The sequence below is a fragment of the Sphingomonas sp. NFR15 genome, from assembly GCF_900103265.1.
GTDB lineage: Bacteria > Pseudomonadota > Alphaproteobacteria > Sphingomonadales > Sphingomonadaceae > Sphingomonas > Sphingomonas pollutisoli.
Genome location: NZ_FMWX01000001.1, coordinates 347,628 through 374,233 on the forward strand (window position 1 = coordinate 347,628; position 26,606 = coordinate 374,233).

The 26,606-nt window shown below is 66.9% G+C and carries 29 protein-coding genes; 13 read left to right on the forward strand and 16 right to left on the reverse strand.

What is annotated here, in order from left to right:
* Positions 1 to 135 precede the first annotated feature (135 nt).
* The 6 genes from BLS81_RS01565 to radA form a co-directional block, all read right to left on the reverse strand.
* Positions 136 to 465, reverse strand: coding sequence for a DUF423 domain-containing protein (locus tag BLS81_RS01565; protein ID WP_093219853.1), 330 nt, complete (start codon positions 463 to 465; stop codon positions 136 to 138).
* Complete coding sequence (locus tag BLS81_RS01570) at positions 465 to 2,222, reverse strand: cation:proton antiporter domain-containing protein (RefSeq protein ID WP_093219856.1); 1,758 nt, start codon at positions 2,220 to 2,222, stop codon at positions 465 to 467. The genes BLS81_RS01565 and BLS81_RS01570 overlap by 1 nt, the downstream gene beginning before the upstream one ends.
* Positions 2,219 to 2,653, reverse strand: coding sequence for an iron-sulfur cluster assembly scaffold protein (locus BLS81_RS01575; protein WP_093219857.1), 435 nt, complete (start codon positions 2,651 to 2,653; stop codon positions 2,219 to 2,221). Before BLS81_RS01575 ends, BLS81_RS01570 begins: the two co-directional genes overlap by 4 nt.
* Positions 2,654 to 2,737: 84 nt before the next feature.
* Positions 2,738 to 3,439 carry an SDR family NAD(P)-dependent oxidoreductase gene (locus BLS81_RS01580; protein WP_093221688.1) on the reverse strand — a complete coding sequence of 234 codons (702 nt, stop codon included), beginning with the start codon at positions 3,437 to 3,439 and terminating at the stop codon, positions 2,738 to 2,740.
* A gap of 27 nt (positions 3,440 to 3,466) precedes the next feature.
* Positions 3,467 to 4,030 carry a CvpA family protein gene (locus tag BLS81_RS01585; RefSeq protein ID WP_093219860.1) on the reverse strand — a complete coding sequence of 188 codons (564 nt, stop codon included), beginning with the start codon at positions 4,028 to 4,030 and terminating at the stop codon, positions 3,467 to 3,469.
* Between the two features lie 209 nt (positions 4,031 to 4,239).
* Positions 4,240 to 5,610, reverse strand: a complete 1,371-nt coding sequence (radA, locus tag BLS81_RS01590) for a DNA repair protein RadA (RefSeq protein ID WP_093219863.1) — start codon at positions 5,608 to 5,610, stop codon at positions 4,240 to 4,242.
* 99 nt (positions 5,611 to 5,709) lie between these two features.
* Between radA and BLS81_RS01595 the strand changes: the two genes are divergently transcribed.
* The 7 genes from BLS81_RS01595 to BLS81_RS01625 all read left to right on the forward strand — a co-directional run bounded on the left by BLS81_RS01595 (position 5,710) and on the right by BLS81_RS01625 (position 11,445).
* A complete protein-coding gene (locus BLS81_RS01595; protein WP_093221690.1) occupies positions 5,710 to 6,348 on the forward strand; it encodes a phosphoribosylanthranilate isomerase in 639 nt (212 codons plus the stop codon).
* Between the two features lie 136 nt (positions 6,349 to 6,484).
* The gene (gene trpB / locus BLS81_RS01600; RefSeq protein WP_093219865.1) at positions 6,485 to 7,714 is read left to right on the forward strand and encodes a tryptophan synthase subunit beta; all 1,230 of its coding nucleotides are present in this window, start codon (positions 6,485 to 6,487) and stop codon (positions 7,712 to 7,714) included.
* A gap of 5 nt (positions 7,715 to 7,719) precedes the next feature.
* The gene (locus tag BLS81_RS01605) at positions 7,720 to 7,908 is read left to right on the forward strand and encodes a hypothetical protein (RefSeq protein WP_143023266.1); all 189 of its coding nucleotides are present in this window, start codon (positions 7,720 to 7,722) and stop codon (positions 7,906 to 7,908) included.
* A complete protein-coding gene (gene trpA / locus BLS81_RS01610; protein WP_093219870.1) occupies positions 7,905 to 8,708 on the forward strand; it encodes a tryptophan synthase subunit alpha in 804 nt (267 codons plus the stop codon). Before BLS81_RS01605 ends, trpA begins: the two co-directional genes overlap by 4 nt.
* Positions 8,705 to 9,562, forward strand: a complete 858-nt coding sequence (gene accD, locus BLS81_RS01615; protein ID WP_093219873.1) for an acetyl-CoA carboxylase, carboxyltransferase subunit beta — start codon at positions 8,705 to 8,707, stop codon at positions 9,560 to 9,562. The genes trpA and accD overlap by 4 nt, the downstream gene beginning before the upstream one ends.
* Before the next feature lie 48 nt (positions 9,563 to 9,610).
* Positions 9,611 to 10,957: a bifunctional folylpolyglutamate synthase/dihydrofolate synthase gene (locus BLS81_RS01620; protein WP_093219876.1), complete on the forward strand. Its 1,347-nt coding sequence runs from the start codon at positions 9,611 to 9,613 to the stop codon at positions 10,955 to 10,957.
* 59 nt (positions 10,958 to 11,016) lie between these two features.
* Positions 11,017 to 11,445, forward strand: coding sequence for a DUF6628 family protein (locus BLS81_RS01625; protein WP_093219878.1), 429 nt, complete (start codon positions 11,017 to 11,019; stop codon positions 11,443 to 11,445).
* A 225-nt stretch (positions 11,446 to 11,670) separates the two neighbouring features.
* Here BLS81_RS01625 and BLS81_RS01630 read toward each other — a convergent pair whose 3' ends face one another.
* The 7 genes from BLS81_RS01630 to gatC form a co-directional block, all read right to left on the reverse strand.
* Positions 11,671 to 13,284: an AmpG family muropeptide MFS transporter gene (locus BLS81_RS01630; protein WP_093221693.1), complete on the reverse strand. Its 1,614-nt coding sequence runs from the start codon at positions 13,282 to 13,284 to the stop codon at positions 11,671 to 11,673.
* Between the two features lie 135 nt (positions 13,285 to 13,419).
* Positions 13,420 to 14,049: a peptidylprolyl isomerase gene (locus tag BLS81_RS01635; protein ID WP_093219881.1), complete on the reverse strand. Its 630-nt coding sequence runs from the start codon at positions 14,047 to 14,049 to the stop codon at positions 13,420 to 13,422.
* Positions 14,046 to 15,518, reverse strand: a complete 1,473-nt coding sequence (gatB, locus tag BLS81_RS01640) for an Asp-tRNA(Asn)/Glu-tRNA(Gln) amidotransferase subunit GatB (protein WP_093219883.1) — start codon at positions 15,516 to 15,518, stop codon at positions 14,046 to 14,048. Before gatB ends, BLS81_RS01635 begins: the two co-directional genes overlap by 4 nt.
* Positions 15,511 to 15,918 (reverse strand): type II toxin-antitoxin system VapC family toxin, encoded by a 408-nt coding sequence (locus BLS81_RS01645; protein ID WP_176786977.1) that lies wholly within the window; start codon positions 15,916 to 15,918, stop codon positions 15,511 to 15,513. Before BLS81_RS01645 ends, gatB begins: the two co-directional genes overlap by 8 nt.
* A gap of 2 nt (positions 15,919 to 15,920) precedes the next feature.
* The gene (locus tag BLS81_RS01650; protein WP_256326019.1) at positions 15,921 to 16,328 is read right to left on the reverse strand and encodes an AbrB/MazE/SpoVT family DNA-binding domain-containing protein; all 408 of its coding nucleotides are present in this window, start codon (positions 16,326 to 16,328) and stop codon (positions 15,921 to 15,923) included.
* Between the two features lie 99 nt (positions 16,329 to 16,427).
* Positions 16,428 to 17,912, reverse strand: coding sequence for an Asp-tRNA(Asn)/Glu-tRNA(Gln) amidotransferase subunit GatA (gene gatA, locus BLS81_RS01655; RefSeq protein ID WP_093219891.1), 1,485 nt, complete (start codon positions 17,910 to 17,912; stop codon positions 16,428 to 16,430).
* 118 nt (positions 17,913 to 18,030) lie between these two features.
* Positions 18,031 to 18,318: an Asp-tRNA(Asn)/Glu-tRNA(Gln) amidotransferase subunit GatC gene (gatC, locus tag BLS81_RS01660; protein ID WP_093219894.1), complete on the reverse strand. Its 288-nt coding sequence runs from the start codon at positions 18,316 to 18,318 to the stop codon at positions 18,031 to 18,033.
* A gap of 138 nt (positions 18,319 to 18,456) precedes the next feature.
* Between gatC and BLS81_RS01665 the strand changes: the two genes are divergently transcribed.
* On the forward strand, positions 18,457 to 19,635 hold the full coding sequence (locus BLS81_RS01665; RefSeq protein ID WP_093219896.1) for a DUF3089 domain-containing protein: 1,179 nt from the start codon (positions 18,457 to 18,459) through the stop codon (positions 19,633 to 19,635).
* On the forward strand, positions 19,632 to 20,093 hold the full coding sequence (gene ruvX, locus BLS81_RS01670; protein WP_093219898.1) for a Holliday junction resolvase RuvX: 462 nt from the start codon (positions 19,632 to 19,634) through the stop codon (positions 20,091 to 20,093). The genes BLS81_RS01665 and ruvX overlap by 4 nt, the downstream gene beginning before the upstream one ends.
* Positions 20,094 to 20,105: 12 nt before the next feature.
* On the opposite strand, the gene BLS81_RS01675 is transcribed toward ruvX, so the two are convergent.
* The gene (locus BLS81_RS01675; RefSeq protein WP_093221695.1) at positions 20,106 to 20,666 is read right to left on the reverse strand and encodes a YqgE/AlgH family protein; all 561 of its coding nucleotides are present in this window, start codon (positions 20,664 to 20,666) and stop codon (positions 20,106 to 20,108) included.
* A 94-nt stretch (positions 20,667 to 20,760) separates the two neighbouring features.
* Here BLS81_RS01675 and BLS81_RS01680 point away from each other — a divergent pair, with 94 nt between their 5' ends.
* The 4 genes from BLS81_RS01680 to BLS81_RS01695 all read left to right on the forward strand — a co-directional run bounded on the left by BLS81_RS01680 (position 20,761) and on the right by BLS81_RS01695 (position 23,563).
* Positions 20,761 to 21,240, forward strand: coding sequence for a peroxiredoxin (locus BLS81_RS01680; RefSeq protein ID WP_093219901.1), 480 nt, complete (start codon positions 20,761 to 20,763; stop codon positions 21,238 to 21,240).
* Positions 21,241 to 21,310: 70 nt separating this feature from the next.
* Positions 21,311 to 21,634 (forward strand): hypothetical protein, encoded by a 324-nt coding sequence (locus BLS81_RS01685; protein ID WP_093219904.1) that lies wholly within the window; start codon positions 21,311 to 21,313, stop codon positions 21,632 to 21,634.
* A gap of 64 nt (positions 21,635 to 21,698) precedes the next feature.
* On the forward strand, positions 21,699 to 23,147 hold the full coding sequence (locus BLS81_RS01690) for an AMP nucleosidase (RefSeq protein WP_093219906.1): 1,449 nt from the start codon (positions 21,699 to 21,701) through the stop codon (positions 23,145 to 23,147).
* Positions 23,148 to 23,209: 62 nt separating this feature from the next.
* Positions 23,210 to 23,563: a hypothetical protein gene (locus tag BLS81_RS01695; RefSeq protein ID WP_093219909.1), complete on the forward strand. Its 354-nt coding sequence runs from the start codon at positions 23,210 to 23,212 to the stop codon at positions 23,561 to 23,563.
* Positions 23,564 to 23,625: 62 nt separating this feature from the next.
* Here BLS81_RS01695 and BLS81_RS01700 read toward each other — a convergent pair whose 3' ends face one another.
* Positions 23,626 to 24,015 carry a response regulator gene (locus BLS81_RS01700; protein WP_093219913.1) on the reverse strand — a complete coding sequence of 130 codons (390 nt, stop codon included), beginning with the start codon at positions 24,013 to 24,015 and terminating at the stop codon, positions 23,626 to 23,628.
* A 64-nt stretch (positions 24,016 to 24,079) separates the two neighbouring features.
* Positions 24,080 to 26,539 carry a tetratricopeptide repeat protein gene (locus tag BLS81_RS01705; RefSeq protein WP_093219915.1) on the reverse strand — a complete coding sequence of 820 codons (2,460 nt, stop codon included), beginning with the start codon at positions 26,537 to 26,539 and terminating at the stop codon, positions 24,080 to 24,082.
* Positions 26,540 to 26,606: the final 67 nt, after the last annotated feature.

The following is a 26,606-nucleotide window of genomic DNA, read 5'->3' on the forward strand; positions in this document are numbered from 1 at the left end:
TCACGAGCGTACCGGCTAAATTCCATTCGTCCCGAGCGCAGTCGAGGGGCAGGCCCGGAGCACAGATGCCTCGACTTCGCTCGGCACGAACGGCTGTGATTTACCGATGTCGCTCGCGCTTCGAGCTCGCCTTTCCTACCGCGCCGCGCTCCACGCGAGCCAGACCCATGCCGCGATCAACAGCACGCCGCCGACCGGCGTGATAGCGCCCAGCCATCGTGGCAGCCCGAGCGCCATCAGGTACAGCGTGCCCGCGAACACGAACGCGCCGGCGACGAACAGCCAGCCCGGCCCGCGCGCGCCGATCTGCGCCGCGACCAATGCCGCGACCGCGTGGATCAATTGATACTCGCCGCCCGTCTTGAGCCACGACTGCGCCTGCCCGCTCGCGCCGTGCGCGCCGAACGCACCCGCGCCAACCGCGAGCGCGCCCGAGAGCGCTGCCGCCGCCACCAGCCAGTTCATCAGCCGCCCTCCCGCAATTCCTCACGCGCATCCTGCACCAGCATCCGCGCTTCCTGCGTGCGGAAATCGCCGGTCTCGAGCTGCGCCTTGAGTCGTTCCTTGTCGCGCGCGCGGTAATGCGCCTCGCTGCGGTTGATCTCCTCGTTGTCGATTTCGAGGCTGGCCATCGCGAGCCGCGCCATCTTCACCGCCGATTCGAGCACCTCGCGCACCACTGCCGTCGCCGGGCTACCCTTGAGCTTGATGAGCGAACGCCGATCATAAGCGCGCACGAAGATGCCGGCCTTGGGGAAAGCGGTGTGAACCGCCTCGACCAGATCGGCCGTGACCTGATCCTTGTCGATGCAGAACATGATGAGCTCGGCCTCGCTCGCGCCCGCCTGGCGGAGCAGGTCGAGCCGGGTGCCGTCGCCATAATAGACCTTGGCGCCAAATTCGCTGGCGATGTCGATCATCTCGATGTCGGTGTCGATCAGCGTGACCGGAATGCCCTGCGCGATCAGCATCTGCGCGACCGTCTGGCCGAAACGCCCGTAGCCGACGATCAGCGCGTTCGCGCCGTCGGCGCGCGGCCCCTCGCGCTCGCCGGTGGCGACGATCGGCTCGGTGCGCAGCCGCTGGGTCAGCGCCATCAGGAACGGCGTCGTCGCCATCGACAGCGTGACGATCGCGCCGAACAGGCTCGCCGCTTCGGGCTTGATCAGCCAGGCGTTCTGCGCCTGTGCGAACAGCACGAAGCCGAACTCGCCGCCCTGGCTCAGCAACAGCCCGAGCGCGAACGCCTGCCGCCAGGTCATGCGGAACAGCAGGCCGATCGCCATGATGATCGCGGTCTTGGTGACGATCAGTGCCGCCGCCATCCCCATCACGAACAGCGGGCGCGCGGCGATCGCGTGGAGATCGAGCATCATGCCGACCGCGACGAAGAACAGCCCGAGCAGCACAGACCGGAACGGTTCGACATCGCTTTCGATCTCGTGGCGATAGGGGCTGTCCGCGAGCATCACGCCGGCGACGAACGCGCCGAGCGCGGTCGACAGCCCGAGCGCCTCCATGATCGCCGCCGCCGCGACGACGGTGAACAGCGCCGCGAACACGAACATCTCGCGCTCGCCGAGATTGCCGATCGCACGGAACATCGGCCGCATCAGGAAGCGCCCGGCGAGCACCAGCCCGACGATCGCGAGAACGGTATAGAGGAACAATTGCCAGCCAGGCGGCCCCTGCGCATCCGCCGGGTTGCGCGACAGCACGGTGACGATCGTGATGAGCGGGACGATCGACAGATCCTGGAACAGCAGGATCGAGAAGGCGCGCTCGCCGAACGGGGTGCGCAACCGCCCGGCGGATTGCAGCATCGGCAGCACCTGTGCGGTCGAGGACAGCGCCAGCGGCAGGCCGAGCGCGATCGCCGAAGCGATCGAGAAGCCCGCGAACGCCCAGACCACGCCGGTCACCGCCAGACCGCAGAGCACGACCTGAAGCACGCCGAATCCGAAAATCTCCTTACGCAAGCTCCACAGCCGCGCGGGATTGAGCTCGAGCCCGACGATGAACAGCAGCAACGTGATGCCGAGTTCGGCCACGCCGATCTTCTGTTCGGCATCGCCGACCAGCCCCAGCACCTGCGGGCCGACCACCGCGCCCGCGACGAGATAGCCCAGCGTCGCACCCAGCCCGAGCCGGCGGAAGATCAGCACGAACAGCAGCCCGAAGCCGCCGAGCACGGCGCCGGCGCCGAGCAGGCTCTCCGTCATGCCGCGCGCTGCAGCGACGCCGCCGCTGCCGCTTCCGCCGCCGCTTCGAACGCGAGCCGGATCGAGGGATGGCGCGCGCTGTGCGGCAGCGCCGGAGTGAAGATGTCAATGCCCGGCCAGTCCGGCACTGGGCCTGAACCCGCGAGCCACGCGGCGAGCGCGTCGCGCGCGGTCGCTAGTTCGTCCGGAGAACGGCCGATCACATTCGCGGCCAACAGCGACGAGGACGCCTGCCCCAGCGCGCAAGCCCGCACCAGCATGCCGACCTGGCTGACGCGGCCTTGGGCATCGGTATTGACATCGACCGTCACGCGGCTGCCGCAGATCGGCGAGCGCTTTTCGGACGATGCCATCGGATCGGCGAGCCGCTCCTGATACGGGATGGTCGCGGCGAGGCGGAGAATCTCGGTATTGTAGAGCGGTGCGGTCATATGGCCGATGTAAGGCCGGATCGGGCGCCCGTCACCCCGCCGCCGGGAACAATGCCGCCATCGCAACGATTTTCGCGCCCTTCCTCACCACGGCACGGTCTGTCCGAACCGATCGAGGTAGCGCAGGCCCGGCATGCCGCGTGCCGCCAGCAGAAGATCGACCAGCACCGGCACGCTCTCCTCCAGCGTGAACGGGGCGTCGGGGCCGCCGAGATCGGTCCTGATCCAGCCCGGTGCGAGCAACAGCATCGCGCGCTTCGGCTCCGGCTGACGCGCGGCGAAGCTGCGCATCAGCATGTTGAGTGCCGCTTTGCTGGCGCGGTACACCTCGCGCAGCCCCGTCTCGTTGTTGGCGATGCTGCCCTGCCCCGACGACATGACGCCGATCAGGCCGGTTGCGGGAACGAGATCCGCGAACGCCTCGACGACGCGCATCGGACCGAGTGCGTTGGTCACCATCACGCGGGTGAACTCCTCGGTGCTCACCATGCCGCCGCGGACATGCTCGTCGCGGGTGGTGGTGCCCGCGTTGACGAACAGCATTTCGAGCGTGGCGCCGGACAGGCGTTCCCGCAGCGCGGCGATCTGGTCGGGCACGTCGATGTCGAGCGTCTCGATGGTGACGCGGCCAGGATGCGCGTCGGCGAGGTCGTGCAACGGGGTGCGCGCGTCCGAGCGGACGGTGCCGATCACGTTCCAACCGCGCGCCACATAGGCGCTCGCGATGCCGTGGCCGAGGCCGCGCGAGGCGCCGGCGATGAGGATGGTGGGGGCGGTCGCAGTCATGGTCGGCACGTCCTTTCCCGAGCAGCGTCAGTCGGTACGATCCGCCGCCCGCTCGGTGGCAAACGGCGTTGTCTGGCCGAACACCGGCAGCCCCTTGCGGCGGCGATCGACGAAATCGGCGATGCCCGCGCTGGTCGCGTTGAGCAAGGGATAGGTCTTCGAGGTCGTCAGCCAGTCGGGCCGGTGCGCCGGGCCGCCATGCACAGTATCCGTCATCAGCACGACGAGCAGGAAGGCGAGGCTCGTCAGGATGAGCCCCTTGAGCGCGCCGAAGCCAAAGCCGAGCGCGCGATCGAGCGGGCCCACGACCGAATCGCGGATACGCCCACCGATCGATCGCGCGACCAGCCGCCCGCCGAAATAGGTGACGCCGGCGAGGATCGCGAAGGCGAGCACCGCCGCGCCCGTCACCGTGCCGACGATGCCGGTCAGCGCGTGCGCCACGGGGACATGGAACAGCTTGACCGCGAACACGATCGCCACCCACGCGAACAGCGACAGCACCTCGGTCACGAAGCCGCGCACCAGCCCCAGCACGGCGGCGCCGCCGATGGCGAGAAGAACGATGATGTCGAGCGCGGTCAGTCCCATCGGCGCGCGCTTACGATGACGAGGCGGTGCATGTCGAGTGTGGTGTTCGCATAGTTCACCCTGTCCGTCGCGTCTCAGGACATCACGCGTCGCCCACAAGCATCCGTCCATGTCGAATGCTTAGGTCGGCTGGCAAGCCAGCCGCTCGACGTCGCAACGCAAGTGCTCCGCGCCGTCCCGCGACTTCGCGGGATACGGGCCGTCATATGTCAACGCCCGAGCATATGCTCGACCAACTGGCCGAGCGTCCGGAATCCGGTGAGCGACAATGTGGTTTTCTCGCTCGTGCTCGCCGCCGGCACCAGCGCGCGTTCGAAACCGAGTTTGGCGGCTTCCTTCATGCGTAGCGGCCCGTGCGCGACCGGGCGGACCTCTCCTGACAGCGCGATCTCGCCGAACGCGACCGCGTCCACCGCCACGGGCCGCTCGGACAGCGCGGAAACCAGCGCCGCCGCCACCGCGAGATCGGCGGCGGGATCGGCGACGCGGTAGCCGCCGGCGATGTTGAGATAGACTTCGCAGGCCGAAAAGCTGAGCCCGCACCGCGCCTCCAGCACGGCGAGGATCATCGCCAGCCGTCCGCTGTCCCATCCGACTACCGCGCGGCGCGGCGTCGCACCGCTCGCGAGCCGGACCACCAGCGCCTGGATCTCGACCAGCACGGGGCGCGTGCCTTCGAGCGCGGGGAAGACGGTGGTGCCGGTCACGCCTTCGTCGCGCTGGGTAAGGAACAGCGCCGATGGGTTGGAAATCTCGGTCAGCCCCTCGGCGACCATCGCGAACACGCCGATCTCGTCGGTGCCGCCGAAGCGATTCTTGATCGCGCGCAGGATACGATATTGATGGCTGCGCTCGCCCTCGAAGCTCAGCACGGTATCGACCATATGCTCGAGCACGCGCGGGCCGGCGATGCTGCCATCCTTGGTGACATGGCCGACCAGCACGACGGCCGTGCCGCGTTCCTTGGCGAAGCGGATCAATTCCTGCGCCGACGCCCGCACCTGGCTGACCGTGCCGGGCGCGCCTTCGATCAGGTCCGAATGCATCGTCTGAATCGAATCGATCACCAGCAGATCGGGGGGCGTGCCTTGCGACAGCGTCGTCAGGATGTCCCGTGTCGAGGTGGCGGAGGCGAGTTGCACCGGCGCGGCGCCAAGCCCGAGCCGCCGCGCGCGCAGCCGCACCTGATCGGCCGCTTCCTCGCCCGAGACGTAGGCGACGCTCTTGCCGGCGAGCGCCATCTTCGCCGCCGCCTGGAGCAGCAGGGTCGATTTGCCGATACCGGGATCGCCGCCGATCAGCGTCGCCGAGCCTTCGACGAAGCCACCACCGAGCGCGCGATCGAACTCGGCTATGCCGCTCGCCATCCGCTCGGGCAGTTCGACCTCAGCGTCGAGGCCCGACAGCATGATGAACCGGCCGCCACCTTGCAGGTTGTGCTTGGCCTGGAACGGCGTGACCACCGCACCCGCTTCCTCGACCAGCGTGTTCCATTCGCTGCAATCACCGCACTGCCCCGCCCAGCGATGCGAGACCGAGCCGCAGGATTGGCAGACGTAGCGTTTCTGAGGTTTTGCCATGCGACCACGTTAGCCAGAACGGAACGATAGGGGAACAACATTCGTGAAAGCGCGGCGCCGAGGATGGACAGCGCCGCGAAAGTGCGGAATGGGCCGGCCATGCCCACCACCGCCAAGATTTGCGGCCTGTCCACGCCGGCCACGCTCGACGCTGCCGTCGCCGGCGGCGCGAGCCATGTCGGCTTCGTGTTCTTCGCACCCTCGCCGCGCAACCTGTCGCGCGATCTGGCGGCGCAACTCGCGGCGCGCGTGCCGGGGCATGTCGCGCGGGTCGGCGTGTTCGTCGATCCCGACGATGCGCTGATCGACGCGGTGATCGACGCCGGGCGGCTCAACGCGCTTCAACTTCACAACACCAGCCCTGCCCGCGCCGCCGCGATCCGCGCGAAAACCGGGCGCGAGATCTGGGCTGCCGTGGCCGTACGCACCAGAGCCGACCTCAATGGTGCCGCCAGCTTCGCCGGCGCGGCCGACCGCATCCTCTACGACGCCAAGACACCGCCCAGCGCGACGCTGCCCGGCGGAATGGGTGTGCGGTTCGACTGGAACCTGCTCGATGGTTTCCGTCATCCGCTGCCCTGGGCGCTGTCGGGCGGTCTCGATCCGCTCAACGTGGGCGCGGCGATTGCGCGCACCGGCGCGGCGCTGGTCGATGTATCGTCGGGCGTGGAAAGCGCGCCGGGGGTAAAGGACGTGACCAAGATCGCCGCGTTTCTGGAGGCGGTAAAGTCGGCATGACCGTCGCCCCGGCGCAGGCCGGGGCCGCTGCTGCCTAGGGCGGATCGATCGCCCGATACACAACGGCCCCGGCCTGCGCCGGGGCGACGGTGTGGGGCGTGACAGCGCGGCCGCCCCGCTTTAAGGCGTCGCATCTATGAACGCCCCCAACTCCTTCCGCACCCAGCCTGACGATCGCGGGCATTTCGGCGATTTCGGCGGCCGCTACGTGGCCGAGACGCTGATGCCGCTGATCCTCGAACTCGACGTCGCCTATCGGGACGCCAAGGCCGATCCGGCATTCCAGACACAGTTCGACGACCTGCTCGAACATTATGTCGGCCGTCCCAGCCCGCTCTATTACGCCGAACGGCTTACCGATACGCTGCGCGAGTCGGCGCCGGAAGGCTTTGGCGCGCAGGTCTGGTTCAAGCGCGACGAACTCAACCATACCGGCGCGCACAAGATCAACAATTGCATCGGCCAGATCCTGCTCGCGATGCGGATGGGCAAGACGCGCATCATCGCCGAAACCGGGGCGGGCCAGCATGGCGTGGCGACCGCCACCGTCTGCGCGCGCTTCGGCCTGCCCTGCGTGATCTACATGGGCGCCAAGGACATCGCGCGACAGGCGCCCAACGTGTTTCGCATGAAGCTTCTGGGCGCCGAAGTGCGGCCGGTGACGACCGGCTCTGCCTCGCTCAAGGACGCGATGAACGAGGGGTTGCGGGACTGGGTCGCGAACGTTCACGACACCTTCTACATCATCGGCACCGCCGCCGGCCCCCATCCCTATCCCGAGTTGGTTCGCGATTTTCAGAGCGTGATCGGCAAGGAAGCGCGCGCGCAGATGCTCGCGCGCATCGGCCGTCTGCCCGACCTGCTCGTCGCTGCGATCGGCGGCGGATCGAACGCGATCGGGCTGTTCCACCCGTTCCTCGATGATGGCGACGTGATGATGCTCGGCGTCGAGGCGGCCGGGCGCGGGCTCGACAAGGAGCATGCCGCCAGCCTCGCCGGTGGCGCGCCCGGCATCCTCCACGGCAACAAGACCTATTTGCTCCAGGACGAGGACGGCCAGATCACCGAGGCGCACTCGATCTCGGCGGGACTCGACTATCCGGGCATCGGCCCCGAACATAGCTGGCTGCATTCGATCGGCCGTGTCGAATACACCTCCGCCACCGATGCAGACGCGCTCGACGCGTTCCAGTTGTTGTGCCGCACCGAAGGGATCATCCCCGCACTCGAGCCGAGCCACGCCATCGCCGCCGTGACGACGCGCGCGCGAGAGATGCGGCAGGATCAGATCATCCTCGCCAATCTGTGCGGGCGTGGCGACAAGGACATCTTCACCGTCGCGGAAGCGCTGGGGGTGGCGATATGATCAGTGTGCGGAACCTTCTTACCGGGATCATCGTCGGCGCCGTCGCCGCCGCTCTCGTTCGCGAACTCAACCAATATGGTCTGGCGTTCGCCAACTGGAGCCTCCGCGTTCCGCGCATCGGCGAAGCGCTCGCGACTGGCGCGATCGTCGGTGCTGTCTCGCAGATCGTCGCGCAATCGGGGGGGCGTCGATGAGCATCCTCTCCGCCGCCTTTGCTCAAGGGCGCCCCGCGCTCGTCGCCTTCGTCACCGCAGGCGATCCTTCGCCTGCCGCCACCCCGGCCATTCTCGACGCGCTCGTCGCGGGCGGGGCCGACGTGATCGAGCTGGGCATGCCCTTTACCGATCCGATGGCGGATGGCGCGGCGATCCAATCCGCCAACCTGCGCAGCTTCGCCGCCGGCACCAAGACCGCCGACGTGTTCGCCATCGCCAAGCGTTTTCGCGCACGGCACCCCAACGTGCCGCTGGTGCTGATGGGCTATGCCAATCCGATGACGGTGCGCGGGCCCGAATGGTTCGCGGCAACCGCCGCCGATGCTGGCGTAAGCGGCGTCATCTGCGTGGATATTCCGCCCGAGGAGGATGCCGAACTCGGCCCGGCGTTGCGCGCCGCCGGGATCGACCTCATCCGCCTCGCCACCCCCACCACCGATTCGGCACGGCTTCCGCAGGTGCTGGATGGCGCATCGGGCTTCCTTTATTACGTCTCGGTCGCGGGCATCACCGGCAAGCAGCAGGCCGCCCAGGCCTCGATCGAACAGGCGGTCGCCCGGCTCAAGGCCGCGACCGACCTGCCCGTCGCGGTCGGGTTCGGCATCCGCACCCCCGAACAGGCCGCCGCCGTCGCGCGCGTCGCCGATGGTGTCGTGGTCGGCTCGGCGATCGTCGAACTGGTCGGCCAGCACGGCGTTGATGCGCCAGAGCCGGTACGCGCCTATATCGCTTCCCTCGCCGCCGCCATCGCGTCGGCCCGTCAGGAAATCGCCGCATGAGTTGGCTCAGCAACGTCCGTAACGCACTCTCGCTCGTCGTCCCCAAGAAGGAAGACACGAGCACCGACAATCTCTGGCACAAGTGCAAGGGATGCGGGCAGATGGTGTTCGTCAAGGAACTGGAGGAGAACCTCCACGTCTGCCCGCACTGCGATTTTCATGAGCGGATCGGCCCCGCGCTACGCTTCGAATATACGCTCGATCCCGGCTATACCGTGCTGCCGATCCCCAAGGTGCCGGAAGACCCTCTCAAGTTCCGGGATACCAAGCGCTATACCGATCGCCTTAAGGCGGCGCGCACCGCGACCGACGAGGTCGACGCTCTCGCCACCGCGAAGGGGCGGATCGAGGGCCTCAAGGTCGTCGTCGGCGTGCAGGATTTCGCCTTCATGGGCGGATCGATGGGGCTCGCCGTCGGCGAGGCGTTCGTGCGCGGCGTCGAGGCCGCGATCGCCGAGAACTGCCCGTACATCATCTTCACCGCCGCCGGCGGCGCGCGCATGCAGGAGGGCATCCTCAGCCTGATGCAGATGCCGCGCTCGACCGTGGCAATCCAGATGCTCCACGATGCCGGCCTGCCCTATATCGCGGTGCTGACCGACCCCACGACGGGCGGCGTGACCGCGAGCTACGCGATGCTGGGGGACGTCCAGATCGCCGAGCCAGGCGCGCTGATCGGCTTCGCAGGCCAGCGCGTGATCGAACAGACCATCCGCGAGAAACTGCCCGAAGGCTTCCAGCGCGCCGAATATCTGCTCGAACACGGCATGCTCGACATGGTCAAGCACCGCAGGGATTTGCGCGCGACGCTCGCGAGCGTGGTCGATTTCCTCGGCGCTAAGGCCGCAGCTTAGGCATAGGGAAGCCCTCTTCCCCGTGGGAGAGGGCGTCAGGTCGTCTATATGCCCGATCACGCCAGTTCCTCCGCGCCTGCCGTACAGGCCCAACTCGACCGGCTATGGGCGCTGTCGCCGGGTGCGGACGTCCTGGGGCTGGAGCGGATCACCGCCCTGCTCGCGCGGCTCGGCGACCCGCATATGCGGTTGCCGCCGGTCCTCCACGTCGCCGGTACTAATGGCAAGGGCTCGACCTGCGCGTTCCTGCGCTCGGCGATCGAGGCGGCGGGCCTCAGCGTGCATGTCTACACCAGTCCGCACCTCGTGCGCTTCAATGAACGTATTCGCATCGCCGGGTGGCTGATCGAGGACGAAGCGCTCGCCGTATTGCTGTCCGAGGTGCTCGACGCGGCCGGAGAGGGAGCCGACGGCATCGGCGCGAGCTTCTTCGAGGTGACGACCGCCGCCGCCTTCCTCGCCTTCGCGCGCGCGCCGGCGGACGCGTGCATCATCGAGGTGGGCCTGGGCGGTCGGCTCGACGCGACCAACGTCATCCCCGCCCCCGCCGTCACCGGCATCGCGCAGCTCGGTATCGATCATCAGGCGTTCCTCGGGAACACTGCCGAGGATATCGCCGGCGAGAAGGCAGGCATCGCCAAACGTGGGGTACCGCTCGTGACGATGGCGTATGCGCCGAGCGTGACCGAGCGAATCGAGCACGCCGCCGCGCGTGCCCATGCACCGGTGATCGCGCTCGGCCGAGACTGGCGCTACAGCGTCGGCGACCAGCTTCGCTACGAGGACGCGGCCGGCGTTCTCACTTTGCCGCTGCCGCGCATGGCCGGGCCGCACCAGCCAGGCAATCTCGCGCTCGCGACCGCGATGCTGCGCCACCAGCGCGCGCTCGACATCCCCACGCAAGCCTATCGCGCGGCGGCATGCGATACCGCGTGGCCAGCGCGGATGCAGCGTCTCGCGCCAGGGCCGCTCGTCGATTTGCTGCCGCCGGGGAGCCAACTCTGGCTCGACGGCGGGCATAATCCGGCGGCGGCGGGCGCGATCGCGACGACCCTGGAGACGCTGGCGCATCCCGGTACCGGACGCGCCGAGGTACATCTCGTGCTCGGCATGCTCGCGAACAAGGATGTCACCGGGCTGCTCGCCCCTTTCGCATCCCTCGCGACCACCGTCTATGCGGTGCCCGTCTCCGATCACGAGCATCACGCCCCCGCCACGCTCGCTGCGGCGGCGCGTTCACTCGGCATCGCCGCGCATACCGCCGGGGATGTTCCTGGCGCACTCGCCGATATCACGCGGATCGCCGACCCGGCGGAGCCTCCGATCGTGCTGGTTCTCGGCTCGCTGTATCTTGCCGGCGACGTGCTGAATGCGAACGACGAGCGCCCGACTTAATTGCGATTGACTTGCAATAGCTGAAGCATCAATCTCTCCTCATCGCAGGAGAGCAGTTGATGACGATCGCCCCGACCACCGCGCTGACGCTTCAAGACATGCCGGATTGCGACCATGCACGGCTGTTCCTTTTCGCCTTCCGCCGAATGGGCGCGCATGGGCTGAACGATGCTGTCGCGGCGCACGCGATGCTGCGGGCGTTCGGCACCGCCTATCGCCGCCCCCTGATGCTGATGCGCGCGCTGATGGACGACATCGCCACCCATACCGGCGCGACCATCGCGATCGCGCCGTGCTGCTTCGCACGCATCACCCACGCCGAGGCGGCGATGCTCACCGTGGTCGCCCGCGTCGAACGCGAACCGGCGGCGGCGGCGCTGCTGCTCGCCGACCTGCTCGGCATGCGTCGCCCGGAGGGCGTGCTTGCGAGCACCGCATCGGTGGCGGCGGCGTTCGCGGATGCGGGGCGTCCGATCGGGCGGGGGTGAACTTCGGCGACTTCCCGCCGCATTCAGCCGTGCTCGCCGCGGCGGAGGCGGCCGCTCACACGCGATAATCTCCGAGAGGTGGTCTGGGTGGTATGGTCCGGCTCGGCGTTGGTGGAGCGATGTGCGGCGAAACCGGCTTCGGCCCCAGCCAGCGCCCGATAACCCAGAACACCGCACGCACGCCGATGCTGGCACCCGCGATGTACAGGAGGGGCGGCCAGCCAGTCACGCGGCCTCCCCCGTCCCCCCGACTTCAGCCGCGCGTGCGACTCGCGAGGCACGCCACCATTCGAGCAGCACGAACACGATCGCCAGCAACCCGACCGCCGCGACATAGCGGAACACCGTCGCATAGCCGAGTTTGTCGAACATCTCGCCGGCGAGGCCGCGCCCGAGCGAGCCGATCAGGAAGGTCAGCGAAGACAGCACCGCATATTGCACGGCGGCGAACTTCTTGCTGACGATGCTTGAGAGGTACGCAACGAACGCCGCGAGCGCGAGCCCGGTCGAAACGTTCTCGTAGCAGATCGCCAGCAGCAGCCGCGCCATCCGCTCGTCGCTGCCGAGCGCGACCGCGAGATGATTGAGTTGGAGCGCGCCCAGCACCATGTCGATGTGGGGCGAGCCATCGGCGAGATCGGCATAGAGGAAGTTACCGAAGATCGGCAGGATCGCGCCGACCAGAACGGTAGGGAAGCGGCCCACCTTGACGAACAGGAACCCGCCGAGCGCAGTGCCGAGGATCGTCATGATGATACCGAACACCTTGGAGGCGAATGCCACCTCGTCCTTCGTGTAGTGCAGGAAATCGAGGTAGAACGGATAGGCGAACGATGCCCACACGTTGTAGCAGAGCGCATAGGTCAGGATCAGCCCGATCACGATCAACACGCCCCAGCCGAGCCGCTCGGCGAGATCGGCGAGCGGGGCGATCAGCGCGCCGTAGAGGTGGTTCGCAACCGTCCGCAGCGGCGAATGCGTGACATCCGCCTTAGCCTGCACGCCATGCCCACGCGCTTTGAGCCAATTGACCCAGCCCGCGACGCCAAGCGGCACCAGCACCGTCGCGACGACGATCGCGGGGCCGTAGAACTTGAGGAAATCGGCGGGCGACGGACGCGGCACACCGGGCGTCGGCTCGGCCAGCATCGAAACCATGAAGCTCACCAGCGACACGATCGCCCACGTCCAGCTCGCACCGACGATCAGCAGCGCGATCGCGCGCAGCCCCGGCTTCACTTCGCCCGCGTCCGCGAGCGCGTCCACCACCGCATTCGAGGCGCGCTGCGTATCGGGCGCGGCGAGCGCGAGGAGGAGCATCACCGCCATGATCCCGGCCATGACGAGATAGACCGTCGGCCACGACATACGTGAGGCCATGTAGAGTGCGATCGCGCCGCCGACGATGCTCGCCACCCGGTAGCCGAGCTGGTTGATCGCCGAGAGCAGTTCGACCGGAGTCGTCTCGTCGGCAACGTCGATCCGCCAGCCGTCGATCGCGATGTCCTGCGTCGCGAACGCGACCGCGCCGAGGAAGGCGAATGCCGCGAAACGGGCGATATTCGTGGTCGGATCGGTCGTCACCAGCCCGAGCAACGCGATGATGATGATCGACTGGCATAGCACGATCCAGCTCTTGCGCCGCCCGAGCCGCCCGAGCAGCGGCAGCCGCAGCCGATCGACCAGCGGCGACCACAGGAATTTGAACGCGGTCGCCAGCCCGATCCACGACAGCACGCCGATCGTCGCGAGCGTGATGCCGACCTCGCCCAGCCACGCGTTGAGCGTGCCGATCAGCAGCGCGAACGGCAACCCCGAGGAGAAGCCCAGCGCCAGCATCGACGCCGATTTTCGTGTCCTGAGCGCCGCGACGAACAGCCGCCAGCCCTTTGGTCGTTCAACCGCCAACCTTCACCCCCGCAAATACAATCGCACGGGTTTAGGGTGCGGCGACGATCAGGGCAACGGGCGGGGTCAGTCCTTCACGCGCCGCGCGCTCACCACTGTGACCGGCGCCTCGGGCACCTGCCCCTGAAACGCGCCGCGCCGGGTCGCCGTGAGCGAGACCGGCGCGTCGAGGATCTTCACCACCACGTCCATCCCCTCGACGACATGGCCGAACGCGGCATAGCCCTGACCGTCCTCGGGTTGGCCGTGGCCGGCATCGAGCGAGGCGGTCTGATCGCCGACGCTGATCGTGAAGTCGCCGCGCGCGGTGCCCAAGCCCAGCCGCGCGACCGAGATCGTGCCGTCGGTATGATGGAGCCCGGTTTCGCTGGTCGGTTCGTGCTTGATCGGCGGCAGCGTGCGCTTGGCGTCGCCGTCGGTGCCGAACTGGATGAAGCCGAAGCGATCGGCGACCTTGACGTCTCGGTAGAACACGACACCATCGAGCTTCTTCTGATCGACGTAACGCAGGAAATTGGCGGCGGTGACCGGTGCCTTGACCGTCTCCAGTTCGATCACGATCCGCCCCGCGCTCGTCTCCAGCGCGACGCGCGGCAGGGCGGGCGCAGGCGTCGCGAGCGGCGCGGGGCTGGTTTGCGCGGCCGCCGGCAGCGCAAGCGCCGCCAGCAGTCCGGCCACGACCAGCCGCCGGATCATGCCAGCGCCGTCCTGAGCAGTTCGTTGACGACCTGCGGGTTGGCCTTGCCGCCCATCGCCTTCATCGTCTGCCCGACGAAGAAACCGAACAGCGCCTCCTTGCCGCCCTTATACTGCGCGACCTTGTCGGCATTCTTGGCGAGCACGTCGGCGATCACCGCCTCGATCGCGCCGGTGTCGCTGGTCTGCTTGAGACCGCGTTCCTCGACGATCGCGCCCGCGCCCTGCCCGGTTTCGAGCATGATCTCGAACACCTGCTTGGCGAGCGTACCCGACAGCGTGCCGTCCGCCACCAGAGCGAGCAGTTCCGCCGCCTGCGCCGGGCTGACCGGCGACTCCTCGATGCTCTTGCCGGTGCGATTGAGCGCGCCGAACAGCTCCGATGTCGTCCAGTTCGCCGCCGCTACCGGCTTGGCGCCAGCCTCCAGCAGCGCATCGAACCAGCGCGCCGCCTCGACTTCTGCGGTCAGCACCGCCGCCTGATACGGGGTGATACCGCCCGCCTCATAGCGCTTACGCTTGGCGTCGGGCAGTTCCGGCAGGCTCGCGCGGCATTCCTCGAGGAACGCATCGTCGAGTTCGAGCGGGAGCAGATCGGGATCGGGGAAATAGCGGTAATCCTGCGCATCTTCCTTCGAGCGCATCGAACGCGTCTGGTTGCGATCGGGATCGTACAGCCGCGTCTCCTGAACGATGCGCCCGCCGCTTTCGAGCACCTCGATCTGTCGCTTGGCCTCCTGCTCGACCACCGCCATCACGAAACGCACCGAGTTGACGTTCTTGGTCTCGGTGCGCGTGCCGAATTCCGCACCGGGCTTGCGCACCGAGACGTTGACGTCGGCGCGCATCGAGCCCTGGTCCATATTGCCGTCGCACGACCCGACATAGCGCAGGATCGAGCGCAGCTTGGCGAGATACGCGCCGGCCTCCTGCGGCGAGCGCATGTCGGGCTTGGAGACGATCTCCATCAGCGCCACGCCCGAGCGGTTGAGATCGACATAGGAGCGAGTCGGATGCTGATCGTGCATCAGCTTGCCGGCATCCTGCTCGACATGGATGCGTTCGATCCCGATCGTCTTGACGCTGCCCTCCGGGTTCTTCTCGTCGAGGCTGATGTCGAGCGAGCCCTCGCCCACGATCGGGTGGTAAAGCTGGCTGATCTGATAGCCCTGCGGCAGATCGGCGTAGAAGTAATTCTTACGATCGAACCGCGACCATTTGTTGATCTGCGCATCGATCGCCATGCCGGTGCGCACCGCCTGGCGGATGCACTCGCGGTTGGGCACCGGCAACATCCCCGGCATCGCCGCGTCGACCAGGCTGACCTGCGTGTTCGGCTCCGCCCCGAACGCGGTCGCCGCGCCCGAGAACAGCTTGGCGTTGGACGTGACCTGCGCATGGACTTCGAGGCCGACCACGACCTCCCAATCGCCGGTTTCGCCTGTGATGGTGTAGGTGGATTCAGTCATGGTCTGTCTCGGGTGTCACAAGAAGTAGATCGGGGAAATAGCGACGATATCGGCGCGGGTCACGTGTCAGCAGCGTCGCACCTTCGGCGAAGGCATGCGCGCCGATCAGAAAGTCGGCGAGCAGCTTGTCGCGACCCCCACCGGCAGCGCGATACGCACGTTGCGCGTGCCCGGCTTGAAAAGCAGCACGCCGCGACACGGGGCTAATGGAGATGCCAAGATCGGCCACGAAACTCGCGATGTCGGCTTCATTCGACCCGCCGGCCGCAAGTTCCCCGAACACGATTGCGCTGATCGCGACATCATCGGCGATTTGCGCGATGGCCAGCGCGCGCTTCGACCAGGGGTGCCAGGTGGGATCGCGTTCGCGAATGTCGATCAACACGTTCGTATCGGCCATCATCATGGCGGAAACGGATCGTCACCGCGGATATCGCGCATGATCTCGTCGGTCGGCCTGCCCTCCCGCAGATGCGCGAAACGCTCTGATGTCGCCTCGATCCGCGCCATGATCTTCTGCACCCTGGCTTCGCGATCCTCCACCGGCTTGCGGATCACCGTTTCGCCCGCCGTGTTGCGGTCGAACTCGACGGGTTCGCCGGGCTTCAAACCTAGCGCATCGCGGACGTCCTTCGGGATCGTCACTTGCCCCTTTTGCGTGAGGTTGCTCAGCTTGCCCATGTCTCGAGTATTACCATCCAGAGGTAATACCTGTCTATCGGCGTCTTCGCCTGAACAATGGGTGGCGTTCTCGCTTAACCGGGCAAGGTGGCGGCAGCGGCGTATTTCGGCGACGCGCAGGAGCGTCATTACGGCGTTTCAGAAGCCGTTCCGCGACGATTTGGACGACATCCACAGCCAGTTCCAACAGGTCCGGCCAAATCGACACGGCGGCTGCCTACTCGCCGCTTACCACCACGCCTCCGGCCGCGCCACGAACCCCGCGCGCTGCTCGATCGCCAAGCCCGCGTTCAGAACACCTTGCTCGTCCAGCGGGCGGCCGATGATCTGCAACCCGAGCGGCAGCCCCTGCGCGTCGAGACCGCCCGGTACGCTCATCGCGGGTAGGCCGGCCAGCGAGGCCGGTACGGTAAACACGTCGTTGAGATACATCGCGATCGGATCGGCCTGCTTCTCGCCGAGCGCGAACGCGGCCGACGGCGCGGTCGGCGTGAGCAGGTAATCGCACTGTTCGAACGCCCGCTCGAAATCGCGCGCGATCAAGGTGCGGACCTTCGAGGCCTGGGTGAAATACGCGTCGTAGAAGCCCGCCGACAGCACATAGGTGCCGATCATGATGCGGCGCTTCACCTCGTCGCCGAAGCCGGCGGCGCGAGTCGCGGCGTACATTTCCTGCAGGTTCGCGCCCTCGGGCAGATCGCGCAGCCCGTAGCGCACGCCGTCATAGCGCGCGAGGTTGGACGAGGCCTCGGCGGGCGCGATGATGTAATAGGCCGGGAGCGCGTATCTGGTGTGCGGCAGCGACACTTCGATCACCTCGGCGCCGGCGTCCTTCATCCAGGCGATGCCCTGCTGCCAGAGCGCGTCGATCTCGGGCGGCATGCCCTCGACGCGATACTCGCGCGGGATGCCGATGGTCTTGCCGCGCAGATCGGCGGACAGGCCCGCTTCCCACGCCGGCACCGGCAGATCGAGCGAGGTCGCGTCCTTGGGGTCGAAACCGGTCATCGCCTCGAGCATGATCGCGCAGTCGCGCACGTCGCGCGCCATCGGCCCGGCCTGATCGAGCGAGGAGGCAAACGCCACCACGCCCCAGCGCGAGCAGCGGCCGTAGGTCGGCTTGATCCCCGCAATGCCGGTGAACGCAGCCGGCTGCCGGATCGAGCCGCCGGTGTCGGTGCCGGTCGCGCCCGGGCACAGCCGCGCCGAGACAGCCGCCGCAGAACCACCCGACGAGCCGCCCGGCGTCAGCGCGGCGTTGCCGCCATCGTTGCGCTTCCACGGCGAGATGACGTTGCCGAACGCACTCGTCTCGTTCGACGAGCCCATCGCGAACTGGTCCATGTTGAGCTTGCCGAGCATCCCCGCGCCCGCCGCGAACAACTTGCCCGAGACGGTCGACTCATAGGTCGGCGTGAAGCCGTCCAGGATCAGACTGGCGGCGGTGGCGGGGACGCCCTTGGTGCAGAACAGATCCTTCATGCCGATCGGCACGCCGGCCAGAGGCTTGGGCGTATCACCCGCCGCTCTGGCGGCATCCGTCGCGTCGGCGGCGGCGAGCGCATGATCGGGGGTTTCGACGAGGAAAGCGTTGAGCGGCTTGGCAGCGCTTACCCGCGCGATGAACGCCTCCGCGACGTCGCGCGCGGAAAACCCGCCCGCGCGTACCCCGTCGCGGATGGCGGCAACGCCGAGATCGGTAAGGTCGGTCATGCGAAGAAGTTCCCGGCAACATACGTCACCCCGGCGAAAGCCGGGGTCTGGTCATAACGGAGCGCGCCCCTGCGGCACGAGACCCCAGCTTTCGCTAGAGCGACGCGGGAGAGCGCCGTCACTCGATCACCTTGGGCACAGTGAAGAACCCATGCTCCGCCTGTGGCGCGTTCGCCAGCACGAGATCGCGCACGTTCCCATCGGTCACGACATCTTCGCGCAGGCGCAGATGGTTTGGGATCACGGCGGTCATCGGCGCGACATCGGCGGTATCGACCTCGCCGAGTTGCTCGATCCAGCCCATGATGTTGTCCAGCTCCGGCGCGAGCCGGGCGGCGTCTTCCTCGGTGATCGCGATGCGGGCGAGGCTCGCGATCTTCTTCACGGTGGCGATATCGACTGACATGGCCGTGCGGCTAGCATCGCCAGCGGAACCCATCAACCTCTACGCGGGCGATTGCGCCGCGCGCATCCTTGCGCCAACCCTTGGCCCCTTGCCAGCCGCAGCGCTCCGCTGCCCCGCTCGATGGAACGACACCGCCTGATGGCACGAAAGTTTCTGTACGCCTTCGCCGTCCTCATCATGCTGACGGTGGCCGGCGGCTTCGCCCTCAACGCCTTTCCGGTGCTGTTCATGCGGATGGCACTGGTGCCGGATGGCCGCGTCGACTCGCTGCCGCCGCCGCCATCCTATGACGATGCTGAAATGTGGCTCGCGCGGCCGGACAAGGCCGGCAACCCGGCCCTGTGGACGCCGCCGGGCTATACGCCGGGCACACGGCCGCACGCGGCGGTGTTCTTCATCCACCCGACGTCTTACCTCGTGCGCACCCATTGGAACGCCCCGCTCGACGATCCCGAGGCGAATGCGCGCGCGACGATCTTCCTGAAAGGACAAGCCAGCGCGTTCAACGGCGTCGGCGCCGTCTGGGCGCCGCGCTATCGACAGGCCGCGTTCGGCGCCTTCCTGACGTCTCAGGGCGATGCCCAAAAGGCGCTCGACTTCGCTTATCGCGATGTCGTCGCCGCGTTCGATGCGTTCGTGCGCGAAGCCGGCGACCGGCCGATCATCCTCGCCGGCCACAGCCAGGGCGGGCTGCATTTGTCGCGGCTGCTGCATGAGAAGATTGCCGGCACGCCGCTCGCGAAGCGGATCGTCGCGGCCTATGTCGTCGGTTGGCCGGTGTCCCGCACCGCCGATCTGCCGCTGATGGGGCTGCCCGAATGTACCCGCGCAGATCAGCCCGGCTGTATCCTATCGTGGCAGAGCTTCGCCGAGCCGGCCGACCCGTCGCTGATCCTCGATACGTTCGACGCCTCGACCGGCTACACGGGCGCGCGCCGCAATGGCACGGCGATGATCTGCACCAACCCGATCACCGGCACGCCCGACGCCACCGCGCCCGCCGCCGCCAATCTCGGCACGCTGCTGCCGACGAGCGACCTTAGCTCCGCCTCCATCAGCGCCGGGCAAGTCGGCGCGCGCTGCGCGGGGCGCGGCCTGTTGATGATCGGCACCCCGCCGCCGTTGGGCGGATACGTGTTGCCGGGCAACAACTACCATGTTTACGATTACGGCCTGTTCTGGGCGAACGTCCGCGCCGATGCGGCGCGCCGGTTGGCAGCGTATCAGGCGCAGTCAGCCGCTCCTCCTAAGCTTGTCGAAGGACGTATTCCGGGGCACGCGCTTCGGCAGGCTCAGCACGAACGGGTTCTTTTATGATCACCACCGAAACCGTCGCCTTCCGCGAGGCGCTCCCGACCGGTGGCCGGCTGCTGGGGCTCGATGTCGGCACCAAGACGATCGGCACCGCTCTGTGCGACGCAGGCTGGTCATTCGCGTCTCCCGCGCTGCTGATCCGGCGCACGAAGTTCACCGCCGACAAGGTCGCGCTCGTCGCCATGATCGGCGAGCAGCACGTCACCGGCCTCGTGATCGGGCTGCCGATCAACCTCGATGGCACCGAAAGCCCGCGTTCGCAAAGCACCCGTGCCTTCGCGCGCAACCTCGCCGATCTCGGCCTGCCGATCCTGCTGTGGGACGAACGCTGGTCGACCCAGGCAGTGGAGCGGCAGATGATCGCCGAGGACATCAGCCGCGCAAAGCGCGCCGAGCGAGTCGACAAGCTCGCCGCCAGCTACATCCTGCAAGGTGCGATCGATGCGCTGGTGCGCGTCTGATCGCGTGTGCCGTCACGCGTGCCCGGTCTCGCCACAGAGCAAGCGCGGGTCGATGCCGATCCGCGTGAAGCCACGCTCCCAGCGCGCCTCGGCGGGATTGTCGAACAGCAGATCGGCGTCGGCCGGCGCGTTGAACCAGCCGTGGCGCGTGAGTTCACCCTCCAACTGCCCCGCTCCCCAGCCGGCGTACCCCAGCGCGACCAGCCACCGGCTGGGCCCCCCGCCCTCGGCGATCGCGCGCAGCACGTCGATCGTTCCTGTCAAAGACCAGCGCCCGGCGACATCGATCGTGTCCTGACCGCTCCATTCGGACGTGTGAAGCACGAAGCCACGTTGCGGCTCGACCGGTCCACCGAAATGCACCGGCGCGTCGGGGGCCTCACCAGGCTCGATCTCGAACTGTGCGAGCAGCGCGTGTAATCCGAGGTTGGCGATCACCGCACCGGTGCCCACCCCGATCGCGCCGTGCTCGTCATGCGCGCACATCGCGATGGCCGCGCGTTCGAAGCGCGGGTCGCCAATCCCCGGCAGCGCGAGCAACAATTGTCCCGTCAGGTACATTTCTGTCTCCATCGCGCCAATCATAGCCCGGCGTGACCATGCGTCACGCTTGAAATGGCACCCGGCAGCGGCGACTTAGGCAACGATCCACTGCGAGGAGATTTCCATGACGATCACCGTCGGCGACCGTATTCCCAGCGTCACGCTCACCAAGGTCACGGCCGATGGCCCGGATCAGATCAACTCCGACGACTATTTCGCGGGGCGCAAGGTCGCGCTGTTCTCGGTGCCTGGCGCCTACACGCCGACCTGCTCGGCGCGCCATCTGCCGGGCTATGTCGACAAGATTGACGCATTGAAGGCGAAGGGCATCGATGAAATCGCCTGCACCGCCGTCAACGATCCTTTCGTCCTGAAGGCGTGGAGCAAGGATTCGGGCGCGGACGCCATCACCATGCTCGCGGACGGCAGCGCCGACTTCGTCACCGCGCTGGGCCTGACGATGGACGCGTCCAAGTTCGGCATGGGCACGCGCGGCCAGCGTTTCTCGATGCTCGTCAACGACGGCGTGGTCGAGCGGCTCAACGTCGAGGCGCCGGGCGAATTCAAAGTCTCCACCGCCGAACACCTGCTCGAAGAAATCTGATCGATCATTGCGGTCATGGAACGCCGCCGCGCCCGATCCGTTGATCGGGCGACACAAGGAGGGTTGTTCCATGACCGACACCACCAAAACCGAAGACTCCGGCAACACCAATACGCCGACCGCGGAATCGATCATCGATCAGGCGAGCGCGACCGCGCAGGAAGCCGCCAAGACCGTTGCCGATACGTCGGCTTCGCTGCTCGGCCAGGCCAAGGACGCGATCGGCCAGGCGGTCGAGACGACGATCGAAGCAGTGAAGGAGCATCCCGTTGCCGCGGCCGCGATCGGCGCCGGCGTTGCTGCGACCGTCGCGGGCGCCGCCTTCGGCGTCTCGAAATTGCTCGAAGAGGAAGAGGCGCCGGCAAAGGGCGCCAAGGGCAAGGCGAAAGCCTGACGCTCTGGAACGGCGTCGCTCGCGCTGTCTTGCCAGCGTAACGGCGCTGTTTTAGCCCCGGTGGATGACGACAGCACCCACCCCCGCCGCGAAAATCGTTGCCGAACTGGAGCGGCTCTATGCCGCTTCGGTGTCGCGGCTCCAGGCGGCGTTGAACGCGTATCTCGAAACGGGCGCGGTGCCCGATCCTGCGAGCCGCCGCGATGGCAGCTTCGCCTATCCCGAAATCCACGTCCGTTACGACGGCGGCGCGACGACGGTGCCGCCCAGATCGTTCGGGCGGCTGGTATCGGCCGGAGAATATCGCATCAGCGTCACCAAGCCGGCGATGTTCGGGGCATATCTGACCGAGCAACTCACCTTGCTGATCGAGGATTACGACGTCTCGGTCGAGGCGGTCGCGGGGCGGCAGGAGATTCCGTTCCCGTATGTTCTAGATGCGGGCTATGCGCTGCGGCTCGACACCGTCTCCACCGCCGAGCTGGCGCGCTACTTCCCGGCGACCGAGCTCGCCCATATTGGTGACGAGATCGCGGACGGGCTGTACGCCATTCCGGACGACATCCGCCCGCTCGCGCTGTTCGACGGCCTGCGCACCGACTTCTCGCTCGCACGGCTGCGACATTACACCGGAACGCCGCCCGAGCATGTTCAGCGGTTCGTTCTGTTCACCAACTATCATCGCTATGTCGATGAATTCATTCGTTGGGCATTCGGCCAGCTTGGCGAAGGATCGCGTTTCATCGCGGTTTCCGGCGCGGGCGGGGTGATGCTTCGCGCCGGCGATGACGTCGAGGCGTTCATGGCAGATACCAGCGCATGGCGGCGGCACCAGATGCCGGCCTATCACCTCATGGCGGCGGACGGCACCGGCATAACCCTGGTCAACATCGGCGTCGGCCCGGCCAACGCCAAGACCATCTGCGACCATCTCGCGGTGCTGCGCCCGGAAGCGTGGCTGATGATCGGCCATTGCGGCGGCCTGCGTCCGAGCCAGCGGATTGGCGACTATGTGCTCGCCCATGCCTATCTGCGCGACGACCATGTTCTCGACGATGTGCTGCCACCCGAAATTCCGGTACCCGCGATCGCCGAGGTACAGCTCGCGATGGCCCGCGCGGCCGAAACGATTTCGGGCCAGTCGGGCGAGGAACTCAAACGCCGGCTCCGCACCGGCACGATCGTCACCACCGACGACCGCAATTGGGAACTGCGCTATTCGAAATCCGCCCTGCGCTTCTCGCTCAGTCGCGCGGTTGGCATCGACATGGAGAGCGCGACGATCGCCGCGCAAGGCTATCGCTTCCGCGTGCCCTATGGGACGCTGCTGTGCGTCTCGGACAAGCCGCTCCATGGCGAGTTGAAGCTGCCCGGCCAAGCGAACCGCTTCTACGAGCGCGCGATCGCCGAGCACCTCAAGATCGGCATCGAGGCGTGCGAGGAACTGCGCCGCGAGGGCGCTAAACTGCATTCGCGCAAGCTGCGCGCGTTCAACGAGCCGCCGTTCCGCTGAGCCGCAGGGAAACTCGCGGCCATCCGTGCGTTACGGGGGCTCAACGATTGCAGGACAGAGCGATGGCCGACGACACCACCAAGCCAGCAACCACCACCAAGACGACGGCGCGCAAGCCGGCGGCAGCCAAGGCGGCAGGGACGAAGCCAGCATCGACGAAACCCGCGGCGGCGAAGAAGACTGCCCCCAAGCCCGCCCGCGCCAAGGCTCCGGCCAAGCCTAGAGCGTCGGCGGCCAAGAAGGCCACCGCGAAGACCGGCTGGTCCGCCGCCGCCATCGCGGGCGGCGCGGCGGCTGCGGTGGCAGCCGCCGGCGCGGCGGTGTTCGCGCTGCGCAAGCCCAAGGTGGTCGAGGATGCAATCGACAAGGTCGAACAAGCCGTCGGCTTGGCCGAACCGACGACCGACGAAGCATAATCGGAGCGTCGCGCTGGCGGATGGGCGAGTTCGGCTCGCCGTTCGCCAGCGCGTGAAGGCGCTCAGCCGATCATGCCGTCGCCCGCGCCCTTGGCAAGCATCCGCCCGATCGCGTCAAACAGCGAATCCATCGCGACCGGCTTGAACAACACCTCGTCCGCGCCAGCGGCAAGGCACCGTTGACGCAGGTCGATCGCGGTGTCGGCGGTCAGCACGATCACCGGTAGGTCAGCCTTCGCGTCCTTCCGGCCGCGAATATGGCCAAGCGCGGTGAGCCCGTCCATGCCAGGCATCCGCAGATCGAGCAGGACGATGTTGAAGTCATCTTCGTCGATCAAAGCCAGCCCGATCTCGGCGGACTCGGCGCCGATCATCGTGGCGCCCGCAACGTCGAGCATGTCGTTGACGACCCGCCGGTTCATCGGATCGTCTTCGACAAACAAGATCCTCATGGCCGGGGGCCGGCGACAGGATGCGAAAAGGACCGTCCACACTTCATAACAGGCTCACTACCGATCATGCCGCCCGCGTTACAAGCCCCCTTGCGGGCCGATTACGCTCACTTTGGCCGTATATCAGTTCGGTCAACCGCGCACCCGAAATTGGTTTGGCCACGAACTGATCGATCACGGTATCTTCGGTTCGCCTATAAACCTGCACATCCGAGTCAGACCATAACAAAGTGGTCCGGGCACCTACCAGCACAGCGGCCCGTCCGATCTCCCGAAGTGCGGCATTCACATCCTCAGTGGCCTTGACCGTGGCGTCGTCAATCAACACCTGTGCAATGCCCCCTAAGGCGAGCCGCCCGGCTGCTTCCTCCGCGCTGGCCGCGAACGACACATCGCTGGCGTGCGGCGCCAGCACGGTGCGCAGCATCGCGCGCGTGATCGGGTTGCGATCGACGATCAGCAGGCCATTCGATCCCGGCTCGGCGGCACAGTCCGCCACCGCGACGCGAACCAGCGGCAGGTCGACCGTAAAGATCGACCCCTGCCCCTCAAGGCTCTCGACCGAGACATCGCCGCCCATCGCGCGCGCGAGATTGCGGCAGATCGAAAGCCCCAGCCCGGTGCCGCCGAAGCGGCGGGTCGTACCAGAGTCGACCTGTCGAAATGACTCGAAGATCAGGCCCAATTTATCGGCGGGAATGCCGATGCCGTTGTCAGCCACCGCGATCCGCACCCGCTCGCCAGCGTCTTGCGCGACGGTGGCGACGGTGAGCCGAATCGTGCCTGCGTCGGTGAATTTGATGGCGTTGGACAGCAGATTGAACACGATCTGCCGAAGCCGTGCCGCGTCTCCCTCGATACCGCGTGGCGCATTATCGAGGTCCAGGGCGAAACTCAGCCCCTTGTCGCGCGCCTGCTCCTGCCACAGCCGGCAAACATCGCGCAGTATCTCCTTGAGATCGAACGGCGCCTGCTCGATCGAGAGGTTACCGGTCTCGATCTTCGCCACATCAAGGATATCGTCGACCAAAGCGCGCATCGTCACGCCCGCGGAATGGACGATGCCGATCCGGTCGCGCAGCGCGCTTTCAAGTCTCGCATCGGCCAGCATCACCTGAGTCATGCCGAGGATACCGTTGAGCGGCGTGCGGATCTCATGGCTGGTGGTCGCGAGGAACTCGGTCTTGGCGGCGAGGGCCTTCGCGAGCGCGACGTTGCTCGCGGCGAGATCGACGTTGGCGGCCCGCACCTCGTTACGGCTCCGGCGGATCACGATCAGACTGGTCGCCAGCAGCGCGACGATGATGATGGCCACGATCGCTGCGCCCGCGAAGATCATCCGCTGCGTCTCGGCGCGACTGCGTTCGAAGGCATTCTTGCGCGCGAGGTCGTCGTTGCGCAGCTTGGCGATGCGCAGTTCCTGATTGGCGAAATCGAACCGCGCGGCCGCGAGCGCCGTGTTGGTCGATGCGGCAAGCTTGGAGGTCTGGTCGTCCAGTTTCTTGAGCGCCTCGAGATGCGAAAGCGCCTGCTTCTCGTCACCTACGCGTTTGAAGGCTTGGTAGGCGGTCTCGTGCGCTTCACGGTCCAAAAGATCGATCCCCGTGAATCCGCGCGCTATCAACTCGGTCGCCTTGCTCGCATCGCCATGCTGGAGCGAGGATCGTGCCGCAAGCGCCCAGAATTGGCCGATCTCGCCTGCTGCTTCCGGGAGGCGACGATAGGCAAACCCCTGCGAAATCGTGCGATCGGCGGCATCGAGTTGGCCCGCGCGTAACTGACTCCGCGCGACATTGCTCAAGACACGCGCCTCAAACGCCGGACTGTGCATCGTCTTGGCGAGCGCGAACGCCTCCCGAAACTGCAGTTCCGCTGCACTGTACTGCCCGAGTTCTTTTAATGCATTCCCACGATTATTGAAGATAGATAACAGCAATTGCGGATCCGCAGTATAAATTTCTCGCGCCTGATCATAATATCTCAACGCAACTCTATAATCACCAGCCTCTTGGTATAGTAACGCTATACTTAACAACGCGATCGCGCGGCTTCTCGTCTCTCCGAGGCCACGAAAAAGGTTGTAGGCTTGCTGATAATCGGCGAGCGCTGCCGCGACCTGAGCGGTGGCGGTGTGTAGGCCGCCCCTTGATAGGAGAATGTCACCGGTCAGCTTGGTCACGGGCCCCGCTGACGCCGTGGCGAATGCCTGGTCGATCAGCGGGCGGGCATGCACGACATCACCGAGCCGAAGATAGGCCTCGCCTTGGAGCCACTGCGCGGTGGCGACGCCGGTCGGGCGGCGGCTTCCGGGCAGCGCATTCGCGGCCTGTTGAGCAGCCTTGGCCTTGTCGATCGCCTGCGCCGGATTGACCAGCATCGCCGCCTTCGCGTCCGCCACGAGGCCGTCAAACTGATCCCCGACGCTGGCTGACTGCGCCGTGCCCGGGTGCAGAAGCAATCCGCACCACAGTATGATCGCGCAGAGGAGGCGCTTAGCCCCGCGATTGAGGATGGCGATGCTCATCGTGCCGCCCTAGCCGATCATCGTTAATATGCCGCTAAATGCTCATTCGGCAGCCTGCAAAACCGCG